The sequence below is a fragment of the Mesorhizobium sp. M0678 genome, from assembly GCF_040320505.1.
Taxonomy (GTDB): Bacteria; Pseudomonadota; Alphaproteobacteria; order Rhizobiales; family Rhizobiaceae; genus Mesorhizobium.
Map to the genome: position 1 here is coordinate 1 of NZ_JAMYPT010000003.1, position 19,309 is coordinate 19,309.

The following is a 19,309-nucleotide window of genomic DNA, read 5'->3' on the forward strand; positions in this document are numbered from 1 at the left end:
TGCCCTCCGGTGGTCAGGGCCCGGCGCCCACACGGCCTCGGCGGCGGCCTTGTCGATGCGGCCGCCGAGCGCCGAGAGCGCGGCTCGGGTCTCAGCGTCGTAGACCGAAAGCCGGCCACCGCGGTGGAAATTATGCTGCCCTGCCGGTGGCCCATCGGCAGCGTCGATCCGGTAGAGCGCAACCAGAAAGCCGGCCAGCGAACGGGCGAACTCAGCAAGATCGGCAATCAGTCCACCAGCCGCCGGTCTGCCGCCAAGCCAGCGATAGACGGACCAAGGCCATGGATAGCCTTCCCCGGGCGCGCCTTTGGCCAGCGGCACGGGTATCGGCAGAGGCATGTGAGGCGCCAGGCGGGGCAGCCAGCGATGCTCCTTCTCGACCTGGGCGACATAGGCGGCAGCGCTCGGCAGCCGCACCGACATGCTGTCGCCCAGCCGGAACGTGCGGTTGTCCCAGCCGCCAGGCTCGACCGTCTCTACCGGCAGGTTCGCCCATTTGGGGAACTGCGCGGCAATCAGCCGGCGAACAAGTGCGGCATCTATCGGCATGCCTGGCGTTCGTTCATCGGGCGGCATCGGGCTTGCTCCGGTCTTCTGAATAGCCGGCGGTCCATCTTTTGTCGTCGCACTCTTGCGGCACCGGTGATTCCCTTGCCGGCAAATTCTCTAAGCCTTGTGTTCCCAGCGCCGGTCGGGCGTTTGCTGCCAGTAGGTCACGGTGTGGCCGGCCTCCTTCATTATCGTCCAGTGCGTGCGTGCCGCCTCTAGCTGGGCTGCATCGTGGCCGTCGAACAGGAACACGGCGCGCTGGTAGCCGCCAAGCTCCGGCGGCACCGCCCCATCGACCAGGAAGCGTATCTGCGCCTGGTTCGGATTGTCAGGGCCGACGGTCAGAAGCACCGGCTGCTCGGCGGGATGGGCTTCGCGATCCGTTGCGTGGGCCAGGAACGAATCGTCCCGGAAAGTCCACAGATGCTGGTCCAGCGCGTCGCGCCGTTCCTCGGTGCCGGTCTGCACCACGGCGCGCCAGCCGCGATCGACACTGCGCTCCAGGAGGCCGGGCAGCGCATCCTCCAGCGTCGATTCGGTCAGGTGATAAAACAGAACCTCGGCCATGCGTTCAGTCTACGTTGTCGGAGTCCCGCCCCAGCCGCTCATTGCTCGTAATGATCGCGCACCAGCCGGTCGAGCAGCCTAACGCCGAAGCCGGAAGCCCATGACTGGTTGATCTCGCTGGAAGGCGCGCCCATCGCGGTGCCGGCGATGTCGAGATGCGCCCAGGGCGTGTCCTTGACGAAGCGCTGCAGGAACTGCGCGGCGATGATGGCGCCGCCATGGCGGCCGCCGATGTTCTTCATGTCAGCATTCTTGGAATCGATCAGCTTGTCGTATTCGGCACCGAGCGGCATGCGCCACACCCGCTCCTGCGTCGCCTGTCCGGCCGCCGTCAGCCGGTCCGCCAACTCATCATTGTTGGAGAACAGGCCGGCATAATGCTGGCCGAGCGCGACCATGATGGCGCCGGTCAGCGTCGCCAGATTGATCATGAATTTCGGCTGGAAGCGGTCGTTGCAGTACCAGAGCGCATCGGCCAGCACCAGGCGGCCCTCGGCGTCGGTATTGAGCACTTCGATAGTCTGGCCCGACATCGAGGTGACAATGTCGCCCGGTCGCTGAGCGTGGCCGTCGACGGCGTTTTCAACCAGCCCGACAATGCCGACGACATTGACCTTCGCCTTGCGCGCGGCCAGCGCGTGCATCAGCCCGGTGACGGCAGCAGCGCCGCCCATGTCGCCCTTCATGTCCTCCATGCCCGACGCCGGCTTGATCGAATTGCCGCCGGTGTCGAAGGTGACGCCCTTGCCGACAAAGGCGACCGGGCTTTCCTTGGCCTTGCCGCCGTCCCACCGCATGACCGCGATGCGGGCGCCACGCGGCGAACCCTGCGCTACGCCCAGCAGCGAACCCATGCCGAGCTTCTTCATCTCCTTCTCGGCCAGGATCTCGACCGTGACGCCGAGCGCCTCCAGTTCGGCGATGCGGGCGGCGAATTCCACCGGTCCCAAAACATTGGCCGGTTCATTGACCAAATCGCGCGCCAGCAAGACGCCGTCGATCACCGCCGCTTCATCGGCGAAGGCCTTCTTTGCAGCTGCCGGATCGGCGGTGTGAATAGTCACCTTGACCGGCTTTTTTGGCTCGCGCTTGTCGTCACCATTGTTCTTTTTGGTCTTGTACTTGTCGAAGGAATAGCTGCGCAGCAGGATGCCCGCTGCAAGCTGAACGGCTTGCCTGCCGCTGACGGCCGCACCGGGAAGATCGAGCACGACGGCCACTTCGGTTGCCTTGCGAAAGGACGCGGCAATCGTGCCGCCGAGCTTCAGCCAGGCGTAATCATCGAGATTGGAGCCCTTGCCGGCACCGACCGCCACCAGCCGCTCGAGCGATGTCCCTTCCGGTGCCAGCACTTCGACCAGGCTGGCGAATTTGCCGGTGAAGTCGGCGACCGGAAAAGCCCGCTCGAGGGTCTTTGCCGGATCGCAAGCCCTGGCGGCATCGCTGAGGCCGCCCTCGTCGGCCACCAGAACGAAAACGCTGCCGTTTTTGGGCGCGGCGAATTTGGCAAAGGCGATCGAGGGTCTCGAATTCATCATGTCCTGCTTTCGGGGAAGTGAGTTGGATTATCGCGAGAAACGTTCGTCAGTGAGCGGCGGGTTGAAACAGCTCGATGACATTGCCCGATGGGTCTTCGAGCAGCGTCTGGGAACCGCCGACGCCCGTTATGATATCGTTGCGAAAGACAAGTCCAGCACTCTTGAGGCGCGCAACCTCTTCTTTCAGGTCCGGCACCACCAACAGGATGCGATTCCAACCTCCCGGCACCGGCTGCCGGCCATCCGGCATCGCCCGTGCACCCGAACTGCCGGGTCCGCTTAGAAGGAGCCGTAAAGCGCCGCGTGTGACGGAAGCAAAAGCCGGTCGCGCGTCCTGTTCAACAGCCAAGCCCAGATGTCCACAGTAGAAGTCGATCGAGGCGGCGACATCATCGACCATGTAGCGAATGCTGACTGGCGTCATGACCATTGACCTTTCGGTTCGAGCACCTTTCAACAAGGCGTGTCTATTGCGGGCGGAACAATCGGCATAGTCCGGCTCATCATCGCTGCTTGACAATCCGCGCCGCTATCGCCCTGGCCTGAATGCGGGCGTTGGCGAAACAACCGCGAATGCTCGGCCGCATGCCGGTAAACCACAGACCGGGCAATTTCGGATCGGCATCGCCGCCGTTGAAAAGCGGAACGCCCTTGCCGTCGAGAACGCCGAGCTTGCCTACCATCTGCTCCAGACCGGTGCGATAGCCGGTCGCCGCAATGACGATATCGGGCGTGATCAACCTGCCGTCATTCAATACGATGCCGTCTTGGGTAAATTCCCGCAATGGTGGCACCACCACGATGGTGCCTGCCTTTATGGCGCGGACCGCGCCGTCATCGGCTGCGATCGCGGTGTAGTCGGCGCTCAGACGGCTCGCACCGCCTATGGGAGCCGGCGGAAGCCCAAATTTCGTCAGGTCGCCGAAAACCAGGCGCTGGGTTGTCGCCATCACCGCATCGGCCAGCCGCACCGGCAAGCTCGCCATTAACGGTGAAAGCCTGTGGACGGCGACCTTGCCGATGCGTTTCGGCAGCAGCGACGGGCCGTTGCGGGCCGACAGCCAGATGCTTTGGGCATCTGCATTCGCAAGATGGTTGAGTGCGTCGAACCCCGAATTGCCGGCTCCGACGACCAGCACCCTTTTGCCGACGTAGTCCTTCGCCTCGCCAAAATCGGCCGAATGGATAATCCGGCCTGCAAAATCCTTCATGCCTTTCCACGCAGGAATAAACGGCTGCCGGTCGCGCCCGGTGGCGACGACGACATAACGCGCCAGACGACGTCCGGCGTTCGTCCGCACGGTCCAGTGATCGCCGTCGAACGTGATCTCTTCAACGGCAACGCCGAATGCGACCGGCAGACCATGCGCCTGGCTGAAATCGTTCAGATGGCGAATGACGGCCGATTTATGCGGAAAAGCCGGGGTGCCTGCGGGATAGCCGACGCCGGGCAGCGTCGAGAGATCGCGATGCGTATTGAGGTGCAGCCGCTGGTGGCGCCGATGCCAGGGTTCGGCAAGCCGGCTCTCCTTTTCCAGGACGAGCGTCGGTACGCCGGCCTTCATCAAGGCATGAGCGGCGGCAAGGCCGGCCGCGCCGGCGCCGACCACGATCGCGCCGTCAGAAACGGCTTCCCGACCGGTTTGACTGCGCAATTTTTCCGCTTCCATGCTGGGGCTCAACAGATCCTGACCGTCTTATCACGCCGCGGCGGTCGCGACCGGCGCGACATTTGGTCGTTTTGCCGCATTTGACAAGACTTTGGCCGAAATCGCTCCCATATGCGATATCGAACCATCCACGATTCGTCGCGGCACGGCCCCGCTTCCCGCCGCAACCTGTTGTTAACCAACAATGTTCGCTCTTTCTTATCCATTGCCGCCGACACTCCGGCCCAGCGGATTTTGCGATCCGGGACAGAACCCAGATCGAACCGCCAAACTGAGCCAGTTGTGCAGCCGGCGCCGGACGACTACCTTGTTCCAAGGCATGATGCCGTTCGAAATCGCCGAGAAAAGCCTTCATGAAGGTCGTTGAACGTTACATCATGCGCCGTGCTTTCGCGGTATTCGCGCTGGCGCTCGTCTGGACGCTGGCGATCGTCTGGACGACTCAGGTGCTCGCCCGCATCGACCTCGTCACCGATAGCGGTCAGTCGGCCCTCACCTTCTTCGAAGTCGCAGCGCTGATCATCCCGACGATCGTTCCGATTGTCGTGCCGTTCGCCCTGGTGGTCGCGGTCGCCCAGATACTCAGCGTGATGAATTCGGATTCGGAGCTGGCCGTCATCAATGCCGCCGGCGCTTCACGCTGGACCATCGTCAGGCCGATCATGCTTCTGGCACTTGCAGCCAGCGTTTTTTCCTTCGCCGTCGACAATGGCGTCGACCCTTACGCACGCCAGAAGAACCGCGAGTTGATTGCGTCGTCGCGTGCCGATCTGTTGTCGTTGATCATCCAGGAAGGCACCTTCCGTAAGATCGATGACGGCCTGTTCCTGCAGGTTGGCGAACGGCTTCCCGACAACCGTCTCGGCGGCATCTTCGTCGCCGATTCGCGCGAAGAAGGCGTCAATCTCATCTACTACGCCAAGACCGGCAGCATCATCGAACGCGGCGACGAGAAGGTGCTGATGATGAATGACGGCGTCATCCATCGCAAAACCATGACTGGCGATCTCTCGGTGATCCGGTTCACCTCCTACGCCTTCGACTTGTCCGCTTTCATGTCGGCATCATCTGACATCCTGCTTTTGCCGAAGGACCGGACGACCCAGTATCTGCTCAATCCAAGTCCGAACGACAAGATGTACCAGCAAAAGCCGAACAGGTACCTGGCCGAGCTCAACCAGCGTTTTTCCGAGTGGTCCTATTCGCTCGTCTTCGCGCTGATCGCGCTCGCCGTTGCCGGAGATGCGCGCTCGCATCGCGAGGCGCGTGTGCACCCGCTGATCACGGCAATCGCGATCGCACTGTTCGTGCGCTGGCTCGGGTTCTTTGCCGCCGGCAAGGCCGACAAGGTGCCGCAATATGCCTATATGGTCTACGGCGTCCCGATCGTCGCATCGGCGATCGCCATCTGGTTCATCGTGTCCAACCGGACCATGGAACTGCCGGTTGCCTGGGCCGATTGGATAACCAATCTTGCCGGCCGCTTCAGTGACGGCTGGAGCGCCATCAAGCTCCGTTTTGCCAGGCGTGGCGCATCCGGACAGGGGGCCGGCTGATGGGCTGGACTCTGGGTCGGTACTTCTTCTTTCGCTATGTGACGATCACCATCTGGTTCTTCATCGGCCTCTTGGCGCTGGTGTTCCTGATCGATTTCACCGAGCTTTCCGGCCGCACGACCGGCGTGCCGGGCTTCACCTACGCAACTGCGTTCGCCATTTCGGGGCTCAGGATGCCGATGATCATGCTGCAGACGGTGCCGTTCGTCGGCCTGTTCTCGGCGATGGCGACGTTGGTGTCGCTCAACCGCAAATATGAATTGGTCATTGCCCGTTCCGCCGGGGTTTCCGCATGGCAATTCCTGCTGCCGTGCTGCATCGGGGCGCTGCTGTTTGGAGCCTTGTCGGTCGGCGTCATCAATCCGGTAGCCGCGCACGCCTATTCCTGGTCCGAGGAGATCGAGACCCAGCTCCGTTCGGGCAAGTCGAACAGCGTCTCGGCCGATGCTGCGCCCTGGATCAGGCAGAAAACCAACGCCGGCGACACCATCATCGGCGCGCGCGCCATTCTCAATCAAGGCCTGGAGATGGCCGACGCGGTCTTCTTCAGCTTCAGCCCGCAAGGCGACATCATCGAGCGCAAGGATGCGGCGCGCGCCTTTTTGCGGGACGGCTACTGGGAATTGCAGGACGTCAAGGTGTTCCGGGACGGTACCATCCAGTCGTTACCCAGCGATCGGCTGCCGACCAATCTCAAGCCGGAATTCGTGCAAGAGCGGTTGGCCCGCCCTGAGACCATTCCCTTCTACGATCTGCCCGGCAAGATCGAAGTGGCCCGCTCCTTCGGCCTCAAGGCAAACGCCTTCGCCATGCAGTTCAATTCCCTGATTGCGCTGCCCTTCCTGCTTGTCGCGATGACGCTGATTGCGGCAACGGTATCAATGCGATTTGCGAGGATGGGGCAGTCGGCAACGATGATTCTGGGTGGCATCGTGGCCGGCTTTCTGCTTTATGTCGTTTCGGTGCTGGTCAAGGCATTCGGCGTAGCGGGATTCGTACCCACGGCCGTAGCGGCTTGGGTCCCGGTTGTCGTGGCTATGTTCTTCGGGGTGACATTCCTGCTATACAAGGAAGACGGCTAGTGAGGGAGGCGGTTTTGCGCAGCCATAGGCACGCCGGTTTGGCACGCCTCTCTGCGGCGAGAGCCTTGGCGTGCCTGCTTGCCAGCGCCGCCCCGGTTGCTCCGGCTTTTGCCCAGGACGTCAGTGAGCTGGCAACGAAGGTTCCGAGCGGCACGCAGATGCTGCTGGCAGCCGATACGCTGGTCTACGACAACGACAAGCAGACCGTGACGGCCGTCGGCGGCGTCCAGATCGACTACGGCGGCAACCGTCTGGTCGCCCAGCGGGTCGAATACAACCGCAACACCAAACGCCTCGTCGCCAGCGGCAATGTCGAACTCGTCAATAGCGACGGCACCAAAATCTATTCGCAGCATGCCGACATCACTGACGATTTCGCCGACGGCTTCGTCAACGCGCTGCGGGTCGAGACCATAGACAAGGCGTATTTCGCCGCCGAAAGCGCGGAGCGCATGGGCGGCGTGCTGACGACGTTCCACAATGGCGTCTACACCGCCTGCGAGCCGTGCGAGGACAAGCCCGACAAAGCGCCGACCTGGCGTATCAAGGCCAGGAAGATCATCTGGAACGGCGAGAAGAAGACGGTTCGCTTCGAGAACTCGAATTTCGAGTTCTTCGGCTTTCCGCTGGCCTATCTGCCGGCTTTCGAGATCGCCGACCCGACGGTCAAGCGCAAGAGCGGCTTCCTGATCCCCGGCGTCGCCTACAAGAGCGATCTCGGCGTCGGTGTTAAAGTCCCCTATTATTTCGCGCTCTCGCCGACCTACGATCTCACTGTCACTGGCAGCGGCTATACCAAGCAAGGTTTCCTTGGTGAGGCCGAGTGGAGGCAGCGCTTCAACAACGGTCAGTACAGCCTGAAGATTGCGGGCATCCGGCAGGAGAATCCCGACGCCTTCATCGACGACAATGGCCACAACGTGAATTCGGGTACCGAAGGCGACCCGAACAGGTTCCGCGGCATGATGGGCACCCAGGGCCAGTTCGCCATCAACCCGCGCTGGGACTTCGGCTGGGACATCCTGCTGCAGAGCGACAAGAATTTCGCGCGCACCTACGACATCGATGGCTTCAACGATAGCGTGCACCGCTCCGAGGTGTACCTGACGGGGCTCAACGATCGCAATTACTTCGATGTGCGCGCCATGCACTTCGACGTTCAGGAAGACACGCTCGCCAGCGATCCGACTGCACGCGCCGCCAAGCAGCCCTGGGTGCTGCCCTCGCTCGACTACGCCTATATCCCCGACATGCCGGTGGCCGGCGGGCAGCTGTCGTTCGACGTCAACGCGCGGGTCATTGACCGCGACAGGCTCGATACGGCTCTTGCAAATTCGGGCATCCCTTCGTCCGTCAACAACGTCCGCGGCATCGACGGTCAATCCGGCCGCCTTACCGCGGAAGCCGAATGGAAGCGCACCTTCACCACCGATGGCGGGCTGCTGCTGACACCGCTCCTCGCGCTGCGCGGCGACGCCGGCTACGTCAACGCCTCCTCGGCCTCGCTCGACGCCATCAACCAGATGGCGACCAATCTCGGCGTCGAGGACGATATGCGTTCATCGCTTGCCCGCTACATGGCGACCGCCGGCCTTGAGATGCGCTGGCCGGTGCTGTTTTCGATGACCAGTTCCAGCCATGTCTTCGAACCGATGGCGCAGGTATTCATGCGTCCGAACGAGCAATATGTCGGCGGGCTGGCGGTCCCCAACGAGGACGCCCAGAGCTTCGTCTTCGACGCCACGACGCTGTTCGAGCGCGACAAATTCTCGGGCTATGACCGCATGGAAGGCGGCACACGCGCCAATGTCGGGCTGCGCTATTCCGGCGCATATGACAATGGCTGGGGCACCAATGCGGTGTTCGGCCAATCCTACCAGCTCGGCGGCCAGAACTCGTTCGGCACGCCGGATCTGGTCAATGTCGGCGCCTATTCAGGTCTTGAAACTGCAACCTCCGACTATGTCGGCCTTGTCGGCTTCAACAGCCCCAGCGGGTTTTCCGGCTCGGTCAGCGGCCGTTTCGACGAGCAAAGCTTCGAGATCCGCCGCGCTGAGGTAAAGGCCGCCTTTTCAGGCCTGCCGGTATCGCTGAGCGCCAAATACGCCTTCATCCAGGCGCAGCCGCTCTATGGCTTCTCGACCGATCGCCATGAGGTTACGCTCGGCGCCTCGACACATCTTGCCGAGAATTGGCGCGTCTTTGGCACCGGCACATATGATCTGGAGCAGAGCGTTCTGGTCAAGGACGGGGTCGGCTTTGCCTATAGTGATTCGTGCTTTACCTATTTGATGACGTTTTCGGAAAGACGTGACCTGAACACCAAGGAAGTATCGCAGAACGTCGGCTTCAACCTGTCGTTCCGCACGCTCGGCGATTTCGGCTCGTCGCAACGCTCCATCGACACCATTCAATAACGGGCAGCGGTCGGCAACAGGGCGCCTGGCGGACGACATTGTTTCGCCGCATAGAGCAGGCACGAATTTTGACGGCCTGAACTGGATAGGTTGGGCCGAATCGGGATGGAATTGGGATGCTTTCGATGAGGAAATACCTCTTTTCGGCAGGGTTCGCGCTGCTGGTGGCGTTCTCGACCACCGCGGTGACGCGGCCAGTTTTCGCCACCGAGATCAAATACGTCGTCAACAATATACCGATAACCACCGGCGACATCCAGCATCGGGCCGCTTTCCTGCGCCTGCAGCACAGAAAGGGCGATGCCGGCCAGGAAATGATCGACCAGACGCTGCGCCTGGCCGAAGCCCGGCGGCTCGGCATCCGCATCAGCGACGCGCAGGTCGATGCCGCTTATCAGCGTTTCGCCACCAGCAACAAGATGCCGCTCAAGCAGCTTGACGGCGCGATGGCGCAATCCGGCGTCACCAAGGAGCATTTCAAGGAGTTTATCCGGGCGCAGATGGCCTGGAACCAGGCGCTGACCGCGCGTTCCCGTTCCGGAGACGGTGGCGGCGCAATGAGCGAGCAGGACCTCGTCAAGCGCATGCTCGAAAAAGGCGGCAGCAAACCGAGCGCCACAGAGTACATGCTGCAGCAGGTCATCTTCGTGGTGCCGGCCGCCGAGCGAACCGCGACGCTGGCCAAGCGCAAACGCGAAGCCGACGCCATGCGCGCCCGCTTCAACGGCTGCAACACCACGCGCGAATTCGCCAAGGGCCTGATCGATGTCACCGTTCGCGATCTCGGCCGGGTGCTGGCGCCGCAATTGCCGGCGGACTGGGCCGAGCAGATAAAGGCTACAAAGGTCGGCGGCGCCACCACGACGCGCGAAACCGACCGCGGTGTCGAATTCATCGGCATCTGCTCGTCGCGCGAAGTGTCAGACGACAAAGCCGCGCAGATGGTGTTCCAGAGTGAAGGTTCGAACGACAAGAACGCCGACGAACTCTCGAAGAAATATGTCGAGGAGTTGCGGAAGAAAGCCCGCATAATCGAGCGCTGAAGCCGAAGCGCCGTGGCTGACGCAGAGCTTCCGCTGGCGTTGAGCGTCGGCGATCCGTCCGGCGTGGGGCCGGACATCGCCATCGCTGCTTGGCAGGCCCGCGATAGCGCTGGCGTTCCGTCTTTTTATCTCCTTACCGATCCGGCAGTGATTGCCGCGCGGGCGCACAGGCTCGGCACCGATATTGCGATTGCCGAGACGACGCCGGCGTTAGCGCCGGTGGTGTTTTCGCGCGCGCTGCCGGTGGTGGCGCTTGCTGCCCGTTTCGTCGACAGTTCCGGCCGCCCGGATCCAGCCAACGCCGCCGGCATCATCGAGGCGATCGACCGCGCCGTTGCCGACTGCCTGGCCGGCCGCGCTGCCGCGGTCGTCACCTGCCCCATTGCCAAGAAGCCGCTCTACGACGCCGGCTTTCGCTTTCCCGGCCACACCGAATATCTGGCGCATCTGGCATCGCTTCACACCGGCACCGAAGTGACACCGGTGATGCTGCTTGCCGGTCCGGACCTGCGCACCGTGCCGGTCACCATCCACATCGCGCTGGCCGAGGTGCCGAAAGCGCTGACGACGGACCTTATCGTCGCCACCGGCCGCATCACCGCCGCCGACCTTGCGAACCGCTTCGGAATTGCCAAGCCACGGCTCGCCATTGCCGGCCTCAACCCGCATGCCGGCGAAGGCGGCACCATGGGCACCGAAGACGAGCGGATCGTGCGCCCGGCGGTCGACCGGCTGAGGCAGGAAGGAATCGACGCCTTCGGGCCGTTGCCGGCCGACACGCTGTTTCATGCTCGCGCCCGCGCCGGCTACGACGTGGCGCTCTGTATGTATCACGACCAGGCGCTGATCCCGGCCAAGGCGCTGGCGTTTGACGAGGCGGTCAACGTCACGCTCGGCCTGCCCTTCGTCCGCACCTCGCCCGACCACGGCACCGCCTTCGACATCGCCGGCAAGGGCATCGCCCGTGCCGGCAGCCTGATTGCAGCGCTGAAACTCGCTCGCGTTCTTGCCGATACCGGGAAAAGGCCGTAGGCCCTAAGCCCAATCAGCCAAATTCGATGGCCCTTAACCCGATGAGCCCGCCTGATGAGCCCAGCCCGATGAGCATAGACGGCCTGCCGCCACTGCGCGAGGTGATCGAGCGCCATGGGCTGCAGGCGAAAAAGGCGCTGGGCCAGAATTTTCTGCTCGACCTTAACCTGACAAGCAAGATTGCGCGAACCGCCGGCGACCTGAGCGACGTTACGGTTATCGAGGTCGGTCCCGGTCCGGGCGGGCTGACTCGTGCCCTGCTCCTCAACGGCGCCCGGCGGGTCGTCGCGATCGAGCGCGACGAGCGCTGCCTGGCGGCCTTGGCCGAGATCGCGAACCACTATCCGGGTCGGCTCGAGATCGTAGCCGGCGATGCGCTGAAAGCTGATTTTGCAGCGCTTGCAAAAGGAGTGCCGGGAAGCGGCGGGTCGGCGAAAATCGTTGCCAACCTGCCCTACAATATCGGCACCGAATTGCTGATCCGCTGGCTGACCGTTACCGAGTGGCCGCCGTTCTACACATCGATGACGCTGATGTTCCAGCGCGAGGTCGCCGAACGCATTGCAGCCAGCCCCGGCAGCGAGGCCTATGGTCGGCTCGGCGTGCTGGCCGGCTGGCGGACGGAGGCGAGGATTGCCTTCGACGTACCGCCGCAGGCGTTCACGCCGCCACCCAAGGTGACGTCCTCGGTGGTGCATCTTGTGCCGCGTGCCAACCCCTTGCCGGCAGAGGTGAAACGGCTCAGCCGCGTCACCGAAGCGGCATTCGGCCAGCGCCGGAAAATGCTGCGGCAGAGCGTGAAAAGCCTCGGCGGCGAGGCACTGCTCACCCGCGCCGGCATCGATCCGACCAGGCGTGCGGAGACGCTCAGCGTCGAGGAATTCGTTCGCCTGACCAACGCGGTGTGATGCCGGGAAGCGTCCGCGTGGAATTTCCGCTCTCATGGCATAGATAGCCGGACAAACCCCGCCCGGAGACAAACAGTGACCGCCTATGTCATTTCCGACGTCACGATCCGTGACGCAGAGGCTATCGAAGCCTATCGCGCCCGCGCGGCTGCCTCCATCGCCCAGCATGGCGGGCGCTATCTGGTACGCGGCGGCGAGGTGGAAAGTTTGGAAGGCGACTGGTCTCCCGGGCCGCTGATCATCGTGGAATTCCCCGACATGGACACGGCGCGGCGTTGGTACCGCTCCGCCGAATATGCCGCGGCATTGGAACTGCGCGACGCCGCGCTCAGCCGCAATCTGATCCTGGTCGCGGGGACAGCGCCTTGATCAATCCGTCTTTTCGTCGAGCAGCCCCGAGACGAAATCGAACAGGCCCGGCCGGCGATCGCGTCTGAGCCGTTCGGCCGTGACGATGCCCCGCACCTCGGCGAAAGCGCGGTCGAGATCGTCGTTGACGATGACGAAATCATATTCCTTCCAGTGCTCGATCTCGTTGCGGGCGTTCTTGAGCCGCGTCTCGATCACCGCTTCCTGGTCCTCGGCGCGACGCTTCAGCCGCGCCTTCAATTCCTTCATCGATGGCGGCAGGATGAATATCGAGACGATGTCGGCGCGCATCTTCTCCTTGAGCTGCTGAGCGCCTTGCCAGTCGATGTCGAACAGCATGTCGCGGCCTTCGGCCAGCGCCTGTTCAGCCGGCTCGCGCGGCGTCGCGTAGCAATTGCCGTGCACCTCCGCCCATTCGAGCAGCGCATCGGAATCGCGCAGCCGCTCGAATTCGCGCATGGTACGGAAGTGGTAATGGACGCCCTCGATCTCGCTGCCGCGGCGTGGCCGCGTGGTGACCGAGACCGACAATTCCAGGCTGGAATCGCTCTCCAGCAGATTGCGCGCAATCGTCGACTTGCCGGCGCCTGACGGCGACGACAAGACCAGCATCAGCCCGCGGCGCCGAATGCGGGAACCCACATCCCTAGCGGTCATGGGGCTTGGCAGTCATGTGGCTTGGCATCGGGATCATTCCAGATTCTGGACCTGTTCGCGAAACTGGTCGACGACCGCCTTCAGTTCCAGCCCGATGGCGGTGACCGCGGCAGCATTCGACTTGGAACACAGCGTATTCGATTCGCGGTTGAATTCCTGTGCCAGGAAATCGAGCTTGCGGCCGATGGCCCCACCGCCGGCGAGCAGTGCCCGCCCCGACACCACGTGCGTCTTCAGCCGGTCGATTTCCTCGCGTATGTCGGCCTTGGTGGCCAGGAACGCCGCTTCCATATGCAGCCGGCTGGCGTCCAGGTTGGCAGACGCGTCCATCAACAGGCGGATCTGCTCGGCGAGCCTTTCGCGGATCGTGGCCGGTTCGCGTGATGGATCGGCCTCGGCCCGCAGCGTCAGCGCCTCGATGGCATCGATATGGCCGGACAGCAGGGAACGAAGTGCCGCACCTTCGCCCTGGCGCGCCTGCTGCAGCCCGTTCAGTGCTGCTTCCAGCGCCGACAGTATTGCGGTATCGAGCGCACTGCGCGCCTCTTCGGTTTCGATGGTTTCGGGAATGTCGAGGACGCCGCGCAGCGCAAGCAGCCCGTCGGCCGCCGCAGGGGCTACTCCGAACTGCTCCTGCAGCCGCTTGGCCAACTCCGCCAGATCCTTCAGGAAAGCCTCGTTGACCACGGGTTGCGCTTGAGCGCCGGCGGCGCGGCCAATGGTCAGCGTCATCTGGAAATTGCCGCGCGCAAAACGCTTTTGCACCGTCTGCCGGACGGCCGGCTCCAGCCGGTCGAAACCTTGCGGCAGCCGCAGCCTGACCTCGACGCTTTTGCCGTTGACGGACTTGGCTTCCCAGGCAATCGAAGTGCCGTCGTGTTCGGCGACACTGCGCGCAAAACCGGTCATGCTCTGCAAGTTCATGTAGCCGTGCGTCCCTTTGCCGAATGCCCCTCAAGCCGGAGCGATTTTCTCCGGACAGGATCATGTGAATTTCAATGCCATAGCAGCCCTTGCACATCCACCCGGACATGCACAGGGCCAACCTGATGGCGTCCGGCCCTACTGGGCGGCGGTGGCGCCCGCATCGTCAACGATGGCTCCCGCCGGCGTGTCGGCTCCGGTATTGGTTGCTCCGGCCTTGGCGGCGTCCTGCGCCTGTTTTTTCAGCAGTGCGCGGTAGCGAGCGACATTCTCGTTATGCTCATCGAGCGTCGAGGCAAAGACGTGCCCGCCGCTGCCGTCGGCGACGAAGTAGAGATCGCTGGTCTTCGACGGATTGGCGACTGCCTCCAGCGCCGCACGGCCGGGATTGGCGATCGGCGTCGGCGGTAAGCCGTTGATCAGATAGGTGTTGTAGGGCGTCGGCTTCTGGATGTCCGACTGATAGATCGGGCGGTCGATGGGTTTGCCCTTGCCGCCGAACAGGCCGTAGATGATGGTCGGGTCCGACTGCAGCCGCATACCCTTGGCCAGCCGGTTGAGGAAGACGGCGGCTACGCGCGAGCGTTCATCGCCCTTGCCGGTCTCCTTCTCGACGATAGAGGCCAGGGTGACAAAATCCTCAACGTTGGCGATCGGCAAATCCGGCGCTCGGCGCTGCCAGACCTCGTCGACCAGCTTCGTCTGGTCGGCCAGAAGCTTGTCGACCATCTGCTGGCGTGTTGCGCCGCGGGTGAAACGCAGCGTGTCGGTGGCGAGGCTGCCCTCAGGTGGAGTGGTCGACGGCATATCGCCGGTCAGCGCGTCCTGCTCGGCAATCCGTTGCAGCGCCTGCGCGACCGTCAGCCCCTCGGGGATAGTCAGCGAATACATCACCGACTTGCCGCTCTTCAGCATTTCCATGATATCGTGCATCGACGCCTGCGGCTTGATCTCGTATTCGCCGGCCTTCAGGGCGGAATCATTGCCGAAGGCGCGCACGCCAAGGCGGAAAATGCGGGCGTCGCTGATCAGCCCTCGCCGCTCAAGCTGGTCGGCGATCTCCTGGACGCCGCTATTCGGCTTGACCAGGAAAGTGTCGCCATTGGCCGACGGGCCGGGCTCGTTGAACTCCTGCTTGCCGAAATACAGCGCAACGCCTGCCGCCAGCACCATCAGCATCACCGAAGAGATGACGAAGTTCATGAACACGACGAACTGGCTGCGCGAGGCACGCGAGCGCTTCGGCGGCGGCGTGCCGGCCTCGGGCCGCAACGCCTCACTGGCCGTCTTCGGCACGATCGGGCCGGGCGTTGCTGCCCGTTGCCCGAATTCCCCGTTATCGGCCGGATTTGTGTTCATAGCGCCCTACCATTTGATCTTGCGACGAATCCCCTCGGGCAGAGTAGGGGCGAATATGGCAAAATTGACGGCAGACGGAAACCGGCAGAGCGGTCAGCCATTGTAGCGCTGGAAGACGAGCGAGGCGTTGGTGCCACCGAAGCCGAAGGAGTTGGACAGCGCCACGTCGATCTGCCGGGCCCGCGGCTTGTGCGGCACCAGGTCGATCGCCGTTTCGCGCTCCGGATTGTCAAGATTGATGGTCGGCGGCGCGATGTTGTCGCGAATGGCGAGGATCGAAAAGATCGCCTCGGCAGCACCAGCCGCGCCCAGCAGGTGGCCAATCGACGATTTGGTCGACGACATCGATATCTTCGAGGCGGCGTTGCCGACCAGCCGCTCGACGGCGCCGAGTTCGATCGTATCGGCCATGGTCGAGGTGCCGTGCGCGTTGATGTAGTCGACATCGGCCGGCGTCAGCTTCGCCCGGTTCAGCGCCGCGGTCATGCAACGGAAAGCGCCGTCGCCGTCTTCGGCAGGCGCGGTGATGTGATAGGCGTCACCGGTCAGACCGTAGCCGGTGACCTCGGCATAGATCTTGGCGCCGCGGGCCTTGGCGTGTTCGAGCTCCTCGAGCACGACAACACCGGCGCCCTCGCCCATGACGAAGCCGTCGCGATCGCGATCATAGGGGCGTGAGGCCGTTTGTGGCGCGTCGTTGCGCTCGGTGGAGAGCGCGCGGCAAGCGGCGAACCCGGCGATCGACAGTCTCGTCACCGGCGCTTCGGCGCCGCCTGCGACCATAACGTCGGCATCGCCCCAGATGATCAGGCGGGCGGCGTCGCCGATGGCGTGCGCACCCGTCGAGCAAGCGGTGACGACGGCATGGTTTGGGCCTTTCAGCCCATGCCGAATCGAGACCTGACCGGAGACGAGGTTGATGATCTGGCCAGGGATGAAGAATGGGCTGATGCGGCGCGGACCGCGTTCCTTGAGGATCATCGCATTCTCGGCGATGCCTTCGATGCCGCCGATGCCCGAACCGATCAGCACGCCGGTGGCGCACTGTTCCTCATGCGTCTTCGGCTGCCAGCCGGAATCCTTGAGTGCCTCGTCGGCGGCCGCGATCCCGTACAGGATGAAGTCGCCGATCTTGCGCAGTTCCTTCGGCTCGAGAACGGCTTCAGGATTGAAAGTGGCATTGGAGCCGTCACCGCGCGGAATGACGTGGGCGACCTTGCAGGCAAGGTCTTCCACCTCGAATTCGGTGATGCGCTTGGCTGCGCTGCGGCCGGTCAGAAGCTCCTTCCAGCTGTGCTCGAAGCCCATGCCGAACGGCGAAAGCAGCCCAAGGCCCGTGACGACGACACGCCTCATCGCAGGTCCTCCCCGGTGATGACTGCAAATAGCGTCAGGCGGAGGCCTTGTCGATGTATTTCACCGCATCGCCAACAGTCAGGATGGTCTCGGCGGCGTCGTCCGGGATTTCGACACCGAACTCTTCTTCGAACGCCATGACAAGTTCGACCGTGTCGAGGCTGTCCGCGCCCAGATCATCGATGAAGCTCGCCTGCTCCGTCACCTTCTCGGCATCGACGCCAAGGTGCTCGATGACGATCTTCTTGACGCGCTCTGCGGTGTCACTCATTTGGGCATCCTCGTCTTTTGGTTGTCTGTCTTCGTTAGCGGGCAGAATGCCGCTAATCAAGCTGAAAGATGGTCCTGCCGGAAACGCAGCGGAACAGGACCGGTTTTTGCCCGAACCGCCGGGTTGCGGGCGGCATTACACGAAAAATCCCGTGCATCCAAGACGGAATGAAGCGTTTTCCCAAGTGTTAGATCATTGCCATGCCGCCATTCACATGAATGGTCTGGCCGGTGACGTAGGCTGCCTCGTTGGAAGCTAGGTAGGCGACGGCAGAGGCGACTTCGGCGCCCGTGCCCATGCGCCGGGTCGGGATCGCCGCCATGATCGCCTCTTTCTGCTTGTCGTTGAGCTTGGCGGTCATCGCCGATTCGATGAAGCCCGGGGCGACGCAGTTGACGGTGATATTGCGGGTGGCGATCTCCTGCGCCAGCGATTTGGAAAAGCCGATCATACCGGCTTTGGAGGCGCAGTAGTTGGTCTGGCCGGGATTGCCGGTGACGCCAACCACTGAAGTGATGTTGATGATGCGGCCATGGCGGCGCCGCATCATCGGATGGGTAAGCTCGCGGGTCAGCCGGAACACGGCGGTCAGGTTGACCTCGAGCACGCTATCCCAGTCGGCGTCAGCCATGCGTACGAACAACCCGTCCTTGGTGATGCCGGCATTGTTGACGAGGATGTCGACGCCTTCGAGGTCGGCCTCCGCCTTCTGGCCGAGCGCCTTGACGTCGTCGCGGTTGGAAAGATTGGCCGGGAAAAGCTTGACCCGGTCGCCCAGTTCGGCGGCCAGCGCCTCCAGTTTCTCGATACGTGTGCCATGCAGGCCGACGATAGCGCCCTGGCCGTGCAGCACGCGGGCGATCGCCTCGCCGATACCTCCCGATGCGCCGGTGACGAGCGCCTTGCGGCCGGTCAATTCGAACATTCTTGCCTCCTGATCTGAGCGAACACCCTTCGCATGGAGCGGGGTCAAATCGCCAGTTGATTATGCAAGCGCCGCCAGCGCCGCCTCGACATCCGCCGCGGATCCGATGGCAGTGGTGGCAATGTCGCGGTTGATGCGGCGGGCCAGCCCCGACAGCACCTTGCCGGCGCCCACTTCGTAAAGCGTCGCAACGCCGTTGCTGCCGAACCACTCCACCGTTTCGCGCCAGCGCACGCGCCCGATCACCTGTTCGACGAGTCGGCGGGCGATCTCGTCGGGATCGCTCGTCGGGGTCACCGTAACATTGGAGACCAGCGGCACGACCGGCGCACTCTTCGTCACGGCGGCCAGCGCCTCCCGCATGATCTCGGCCGCAGGCTTCATCAATGCCGAATGGAAGGGCGCTGAGACCTGCAGCATCAGCGCCCGCTTGGCGCCCTTCTCCGTGCATAGCCTCGCCGCCAGTTCGACCGCTGGCCTGGCGCCGGAGATCACCAGCTGGCCGCCGCCATTGTCATTGGCGATCTGGCAAACCAAGGCTTGTGCGGGATCTTTGGCGGCGCCCTGGGCGGCCTCTGCGCAAGCGGCTTCGACGTCGGCCTGTTGCAGCCCGATGATCGCCGCCATGGCGCCCTCGCCGGCCGGCACAGCCGCCTGCATGGCATTGCCGCGGATGCGCAACAGCCGGGCGGCGTCGGCGACCGAAACGAAACCTGCGGCCGCAAGTGCCGAATATTCGCCGAGCGAGTGGCCGGCGACATAGGTGACCTTGCCGTTCAGGGAGAAGCCGCGCGCCTCCAGCGCCCGGATTGCGGCAAGCGACACCGCCATCAGCGCCGGCTGGGCGTTGGCGGTCAGCGTCAGCGTCTCTTCCGGGCCTTCCCAGATCAGCTTCGATAGGTTTTCGCCGAGCGCGTCGTCAACTTCCTCGAAGATCCGCCGCGATTCCACAAAGGTATCGGCGAGGTCCTTGCCCATGCCGACAGCCTGGCTGCCCTGCCCCGGAAAGGTGAATGCGATGGCCATCGGCGGCTCCCAGCTGCTGGTTCACGTTGCCTGTGACGCAAGGCGTGCGGCCAAGTCAAG

General features: G+C 63.3%; 19 protein-coding genes. 7 read left to right on the top strand and 12 right to left on the bottom strand.

Annotation, left to right across the window (positions count from 1 at the left end):
• The 5 genes from NKI29_RS06530 to NKI29_RS06550 all read right to left on the bottom strand — a co-directional run.
• On the bottom strand, nucleotides 1–576 hold a 576-nt coding region (locus tag NKI29_RS06530), incomplete at its 3' end, for a phosphotransferase (protein WP_352795722.1).
• A 90-nt stretch (nucleotides 577–666) separates the two neighbouring features.
• Nucleotides 667–1,116 (bottom strand): DNA polymerase III subunit chi, encoded by a 450-nt coding sequence (locus tag NKI29_RS06535; RefSeq protein WP_352795724.1) that lies wholly within the window; start codon nucleotides 1,114–1,116, stop codon nucleotides 667–669.
• Nucleotides 1,117–1,154: 38 nt separating this feature from the next.
• Nucleotides 1,155–2,651, bottom strand: coding sequence for a leucyl aminopeptidase (locus tag NKI29_RS06540; RefSeq protein ID WP_352795972.1), 1,497 nt, complete (start codon nucleotides 2,649–2,651; stop codon nucleotides 1,155–1,157).
• A gap of 49 nt (nucleotides 2,652–2,700) precedes the next feature.
• A complete protein-coding gene (locus tag NKI29_RS06545; RefSeq protein WP_352795973.1) occupies nucleotides 2,701–3,084 on the bottom strand; it encodes a VOC family protein in 384 nt (127 codons plus the stop codon).
• A gap of 73 nt (nucleotides 3,085–3,157) precedes the next feature.
• Nucleotides 3,158–4,324, bottom strand: coding sequence for a flavin-containing monooxygenase (locus NKI29_RS06550; protein WP_352795726.1), 1,167 nt, complete (start codon nucleotides 4,322–4,324; stop codon nucleotides 3,158–3,160).
• Between the two features lie 353 nt (nucleotides 4,325–4,677).
• On the opposite strand from NKI29_RS06550, the gene lptF reads away from it, so the two are divergent.
• From lptF to NKI29_RS06585, 7 genes are all read left to right on the top strand, one after another.
• On the top strand, nucleotides 4,678–5,880 hold the full coding sequence (gene lptF, locus NKI29_RS06555; RefSeq protein WP_352569685.1) for an LPS export ABC transporter permease LptF: 1,203 nt from the start codon (nucleotides 4,678–4,680) through the stop codon (nucleotides 5,878–5,880).
• On the top strand, nucleotides 5,877–6,962 hold the full coding sequence (gene lptG, locus NKI29_RS06560; RefSeq protein WP_023677695.1) for an LPS export ABC transporter permease LptG: 1,086 nt from the start codon (nucleotides 5,877–5,879) through the stop codon (nucleotides 6,960–6,962). Before lptF ends, lptG begins: the two co-directional genes overlap by 4 nt.
• Nucleotides 6,962–9,379, top strand: a complete 2,418-nt coding sequence (locus NKI29_RS06565; RefSeq protein WP_352569684.1) for an LPS-assembly protein LptD — start codon at nucleotides 6,962–6,964, stop codon at nucleotides 9,377–9,379. The genes lptG and NKI29_RS06565 overlap by 1 nt, the downstream gene beginning before the upstream one ends.
• 116 nt (nucleotides 9,380–9,495) lie before the next feature.
• Nucleotides 9,496–10,422, top strand: a complete 927-nt coding sequence (locus tag NKI29_RS06570; RefSeq protein WP_023677697.1) for a peptidylprolyl isomerase — start codon at nucleotides 9,496–9,498, stop codon at nucleotides 10,420–10,422.
• Nucleotides 10,423–10,434: 12 nt separating this feature from the next.
• Nucleotides 10,435–11,454 carry a 4-hydroxythreonine-4-phosphate dehydrogenase PdxA gene (gene pdxA / locus NKI29_RS06575; RefSeq protein WP_352569683.1) on the top strand — a complete coding sequence of 340 codons (1,020 nt, stop codon included), beginning with the start codon at nucleotides 10,435–10,437 and terminating at the stop codon, nucleotides 11,452–11,454.
• Between the two features lie 68 nt (nucleotides 11,455–11,522).
• Nucleotides 11,523–12,362, top strand: coding sequence for a 16S rRNA (adenine(1518)-N(6)/adenine(1519)-N(6))-dimethyltransferase RsmA (gene rsmA, locus NKI29_RS06580; RefSeq protein WP_023677699.1), 840 nt, complete (start codon nucleotides 11,523–11,525; stop codon nucleotides 12,360–12,362).
• Nucleotides 12,363–12,437: 75 nt separating this feature from the next.
• Entirely contained in the window at nucleotides 12,438–12,731 is a 294-nt protein-coding gene (locus tag NKI29_RS06585) for a DUF1330 domain-containing protein (RefSeq protein ID WP_352569682.1), read from the top strand.
• Here the strand turns inward: NKI29_RS06585 and gmk are convergent, their stop codons facing one another.
• From gmk to fabD, 7 genes are all read right to left on the bottom strand, one after another.
• Complete coding sequence (gene gmk, locus NKI29_RS06590; RefSeq protein WP_023677701.1) at nucleotides 12,732–13,388, bottom strand: guanylate kinase; 657 nt, start codon at nucleotides 13,386–13,388, stop codon at nucleotides 12,732–12,734.
• A gap of 33 nt (nucleotides 13,389–13,421) precedes the next feature.
• Nucleotides 13,422–14,312: a YicC/YloC family endoribonuclease gene (locus NKI29_RS06595; RefSeq protein WP_352569681.1), complete on the bottom strand. Its 891-nt coding sequence runs from the start codon at nucleotides 14,310–14,312 to the stop codon at nucleotides 13,422–13,424.
• A 138-nt stretch (nucleotides 14,313–14,450) separates the two neighbouring features.
• Entirely contained in the window at nucleotides 14,451–15,671 is a 1,221-nt protein-coding gene (mltG, locus tag NKI29_RS06600) for an endolytic transglycosylase MltG (protein WP_352569680.1), read from the bottom strand.
• A 93-nt stretch (nucleotides 15,672–15,764) separates the two neighbouring features.
• Nucleotides 15,765–17,027, bottom strand: coding sequence for a beta-ketoacyl-ACP synthase II (fabF, locus tag NKI29_RS06605; protein WP_352467164.1), 1,263 nt, complete (start codon nucleotides 17,025–17,027; stop codon nucleotides 15,765–15,767).
• Nucleotides 17,028–17,061: 34 nt separating this feature from the next.
• Nucleotides 17,062–17,298, bottom strand: a complete 237-nt coding sequence (locus NKI29_RS06610; protein ID WP_127851501.1) for an acyl carrier protein — start codon at nucleotides 17,296–17,298, stop codon at nucleotides 17,062–17,064.
• Between the two features lie 187 nt (nucleotides 17,299–17,485).
• The gene (fabG, locus tag NKI29_RS06615; protein ID WP_352453223.1) at nucleotides 17,486–18,223 is read right to left on the bottom strand and encodes a 3-oxoacyl-[acyl-carrier-protein] reductase; all 738 of its coding nucleotides are present in this window, start codon (nucleotides 18,221–18,223) and stop codon (nucleotides 17,486–17,488) included.
• Nucleotides 18,224–18,283: 60 nt separating this feature from the next.
• Complete coding sequence (fabD, locus tag NKI29_RS06620) at nucleotides 18,284–19,249, bottom strand: ACP S-malonyltransferase (protein WP_352795727.1); 966 nt, start codon at nucleotides 19,247–19,249, stop codon at nucleotides 18,284–18,286.
• Between the last annotated feature and the right edge of the window lie 60 nt (nucleotides 19,250–19,309).

Coding starts and splice junctions, on each gene's coding strand:
- NKI29_RS06535 (WP_352795724.1), bottom strand. CDS start 1,116: ATGGCCGAGGTTCTGTTTTATCACCTGACCGAATCGACGCTGGAGGAT.
- NKI29_RS06540 (WP_352795972.1), bottom strand. CDS start 2,651: ATGAATTCGAGACCCTCGATCGCCTTTGCCAAATTCGCCGCGCCCAAA.
- NKI29_RS06545 (WP_352795973.1), bottom strand. CDS start 3,084: ATGGTCATGACGCCAGTCAGCATTCGCTACATGGTCGATGATGTCGCC.
- NKI29_RS06550 (WP_352795726.1), bottom strand. CDS start 4,324: ATGGAAGCGGAAAAATTGCGCAGTCAAACCGGTCGGGAAGCCGTTTCT.
- lptF (WP_352569685.1), top strand. CDS start 4,678: ATGAAGGTCGTTGAACGTTACATCATGCGCCGTGCTTTCGCGGTATTC.
- NKI29_RS06570 (WP_023677697.1), top strand. CDS start 9,496: ATGCTTTCGATGAGGAAATACCTCTTTTCGGCAGGGTTCGCGCTGCTG.
- rsmA (WP_023677699.1), top strand. CDS start 11,523: ATGAGCATAGACGGCCTGCCGCCACTGCGCGAGGTGATCGAGCGCCAT.
- gmk (WP_023677701.1), bottom strand. CDS start 13,388: ATGACCGCTAGGGATGTGGGTTCCCGCATTCGGCGCCGCGGGCTGATG.
- NKI29_RS06595 (WP_352569681.1), bottom strand. CDS start 14,312: ATGAACTTGCAGAGCATGACCGGTTTTGCGCGCAGTGTCGCCGAACAC.
- mltG (WP_352569680.1), bottom strand. CDS start 15,671: ATGAACACAAATCCGGCCGATAACGGGGAATTCGGGCAACGGGCAGCA.
- fabF (WP_352467164.1), bottom strand. CDS start 17,027: ATGAGGCGTGTCGTCGTCACGGGCCTTGGGCTGCTTTCGCCGTTCGGC.
- NKI29_RS06610 (WP_127851501.1), bottom strand. CDS start 17,298: ATGAGTGACACCGCAGAGCGCGTCAAGAAGATCGTCATCGAGCACCTT.
- fabG (WP_352453223.1), bottom strand. CDS start 18,223: ATGTTCGAATTGACCGGCCGCAAGGCGCTCGTCACCGGCGCATCGGGA.
- fabD (WP_352795727.1), bottom strand. CDS start 19,249: ATGGCCATCGCATTCACCTTTCCGGGGCAGGGCAGCCAGGCTGTCGGC.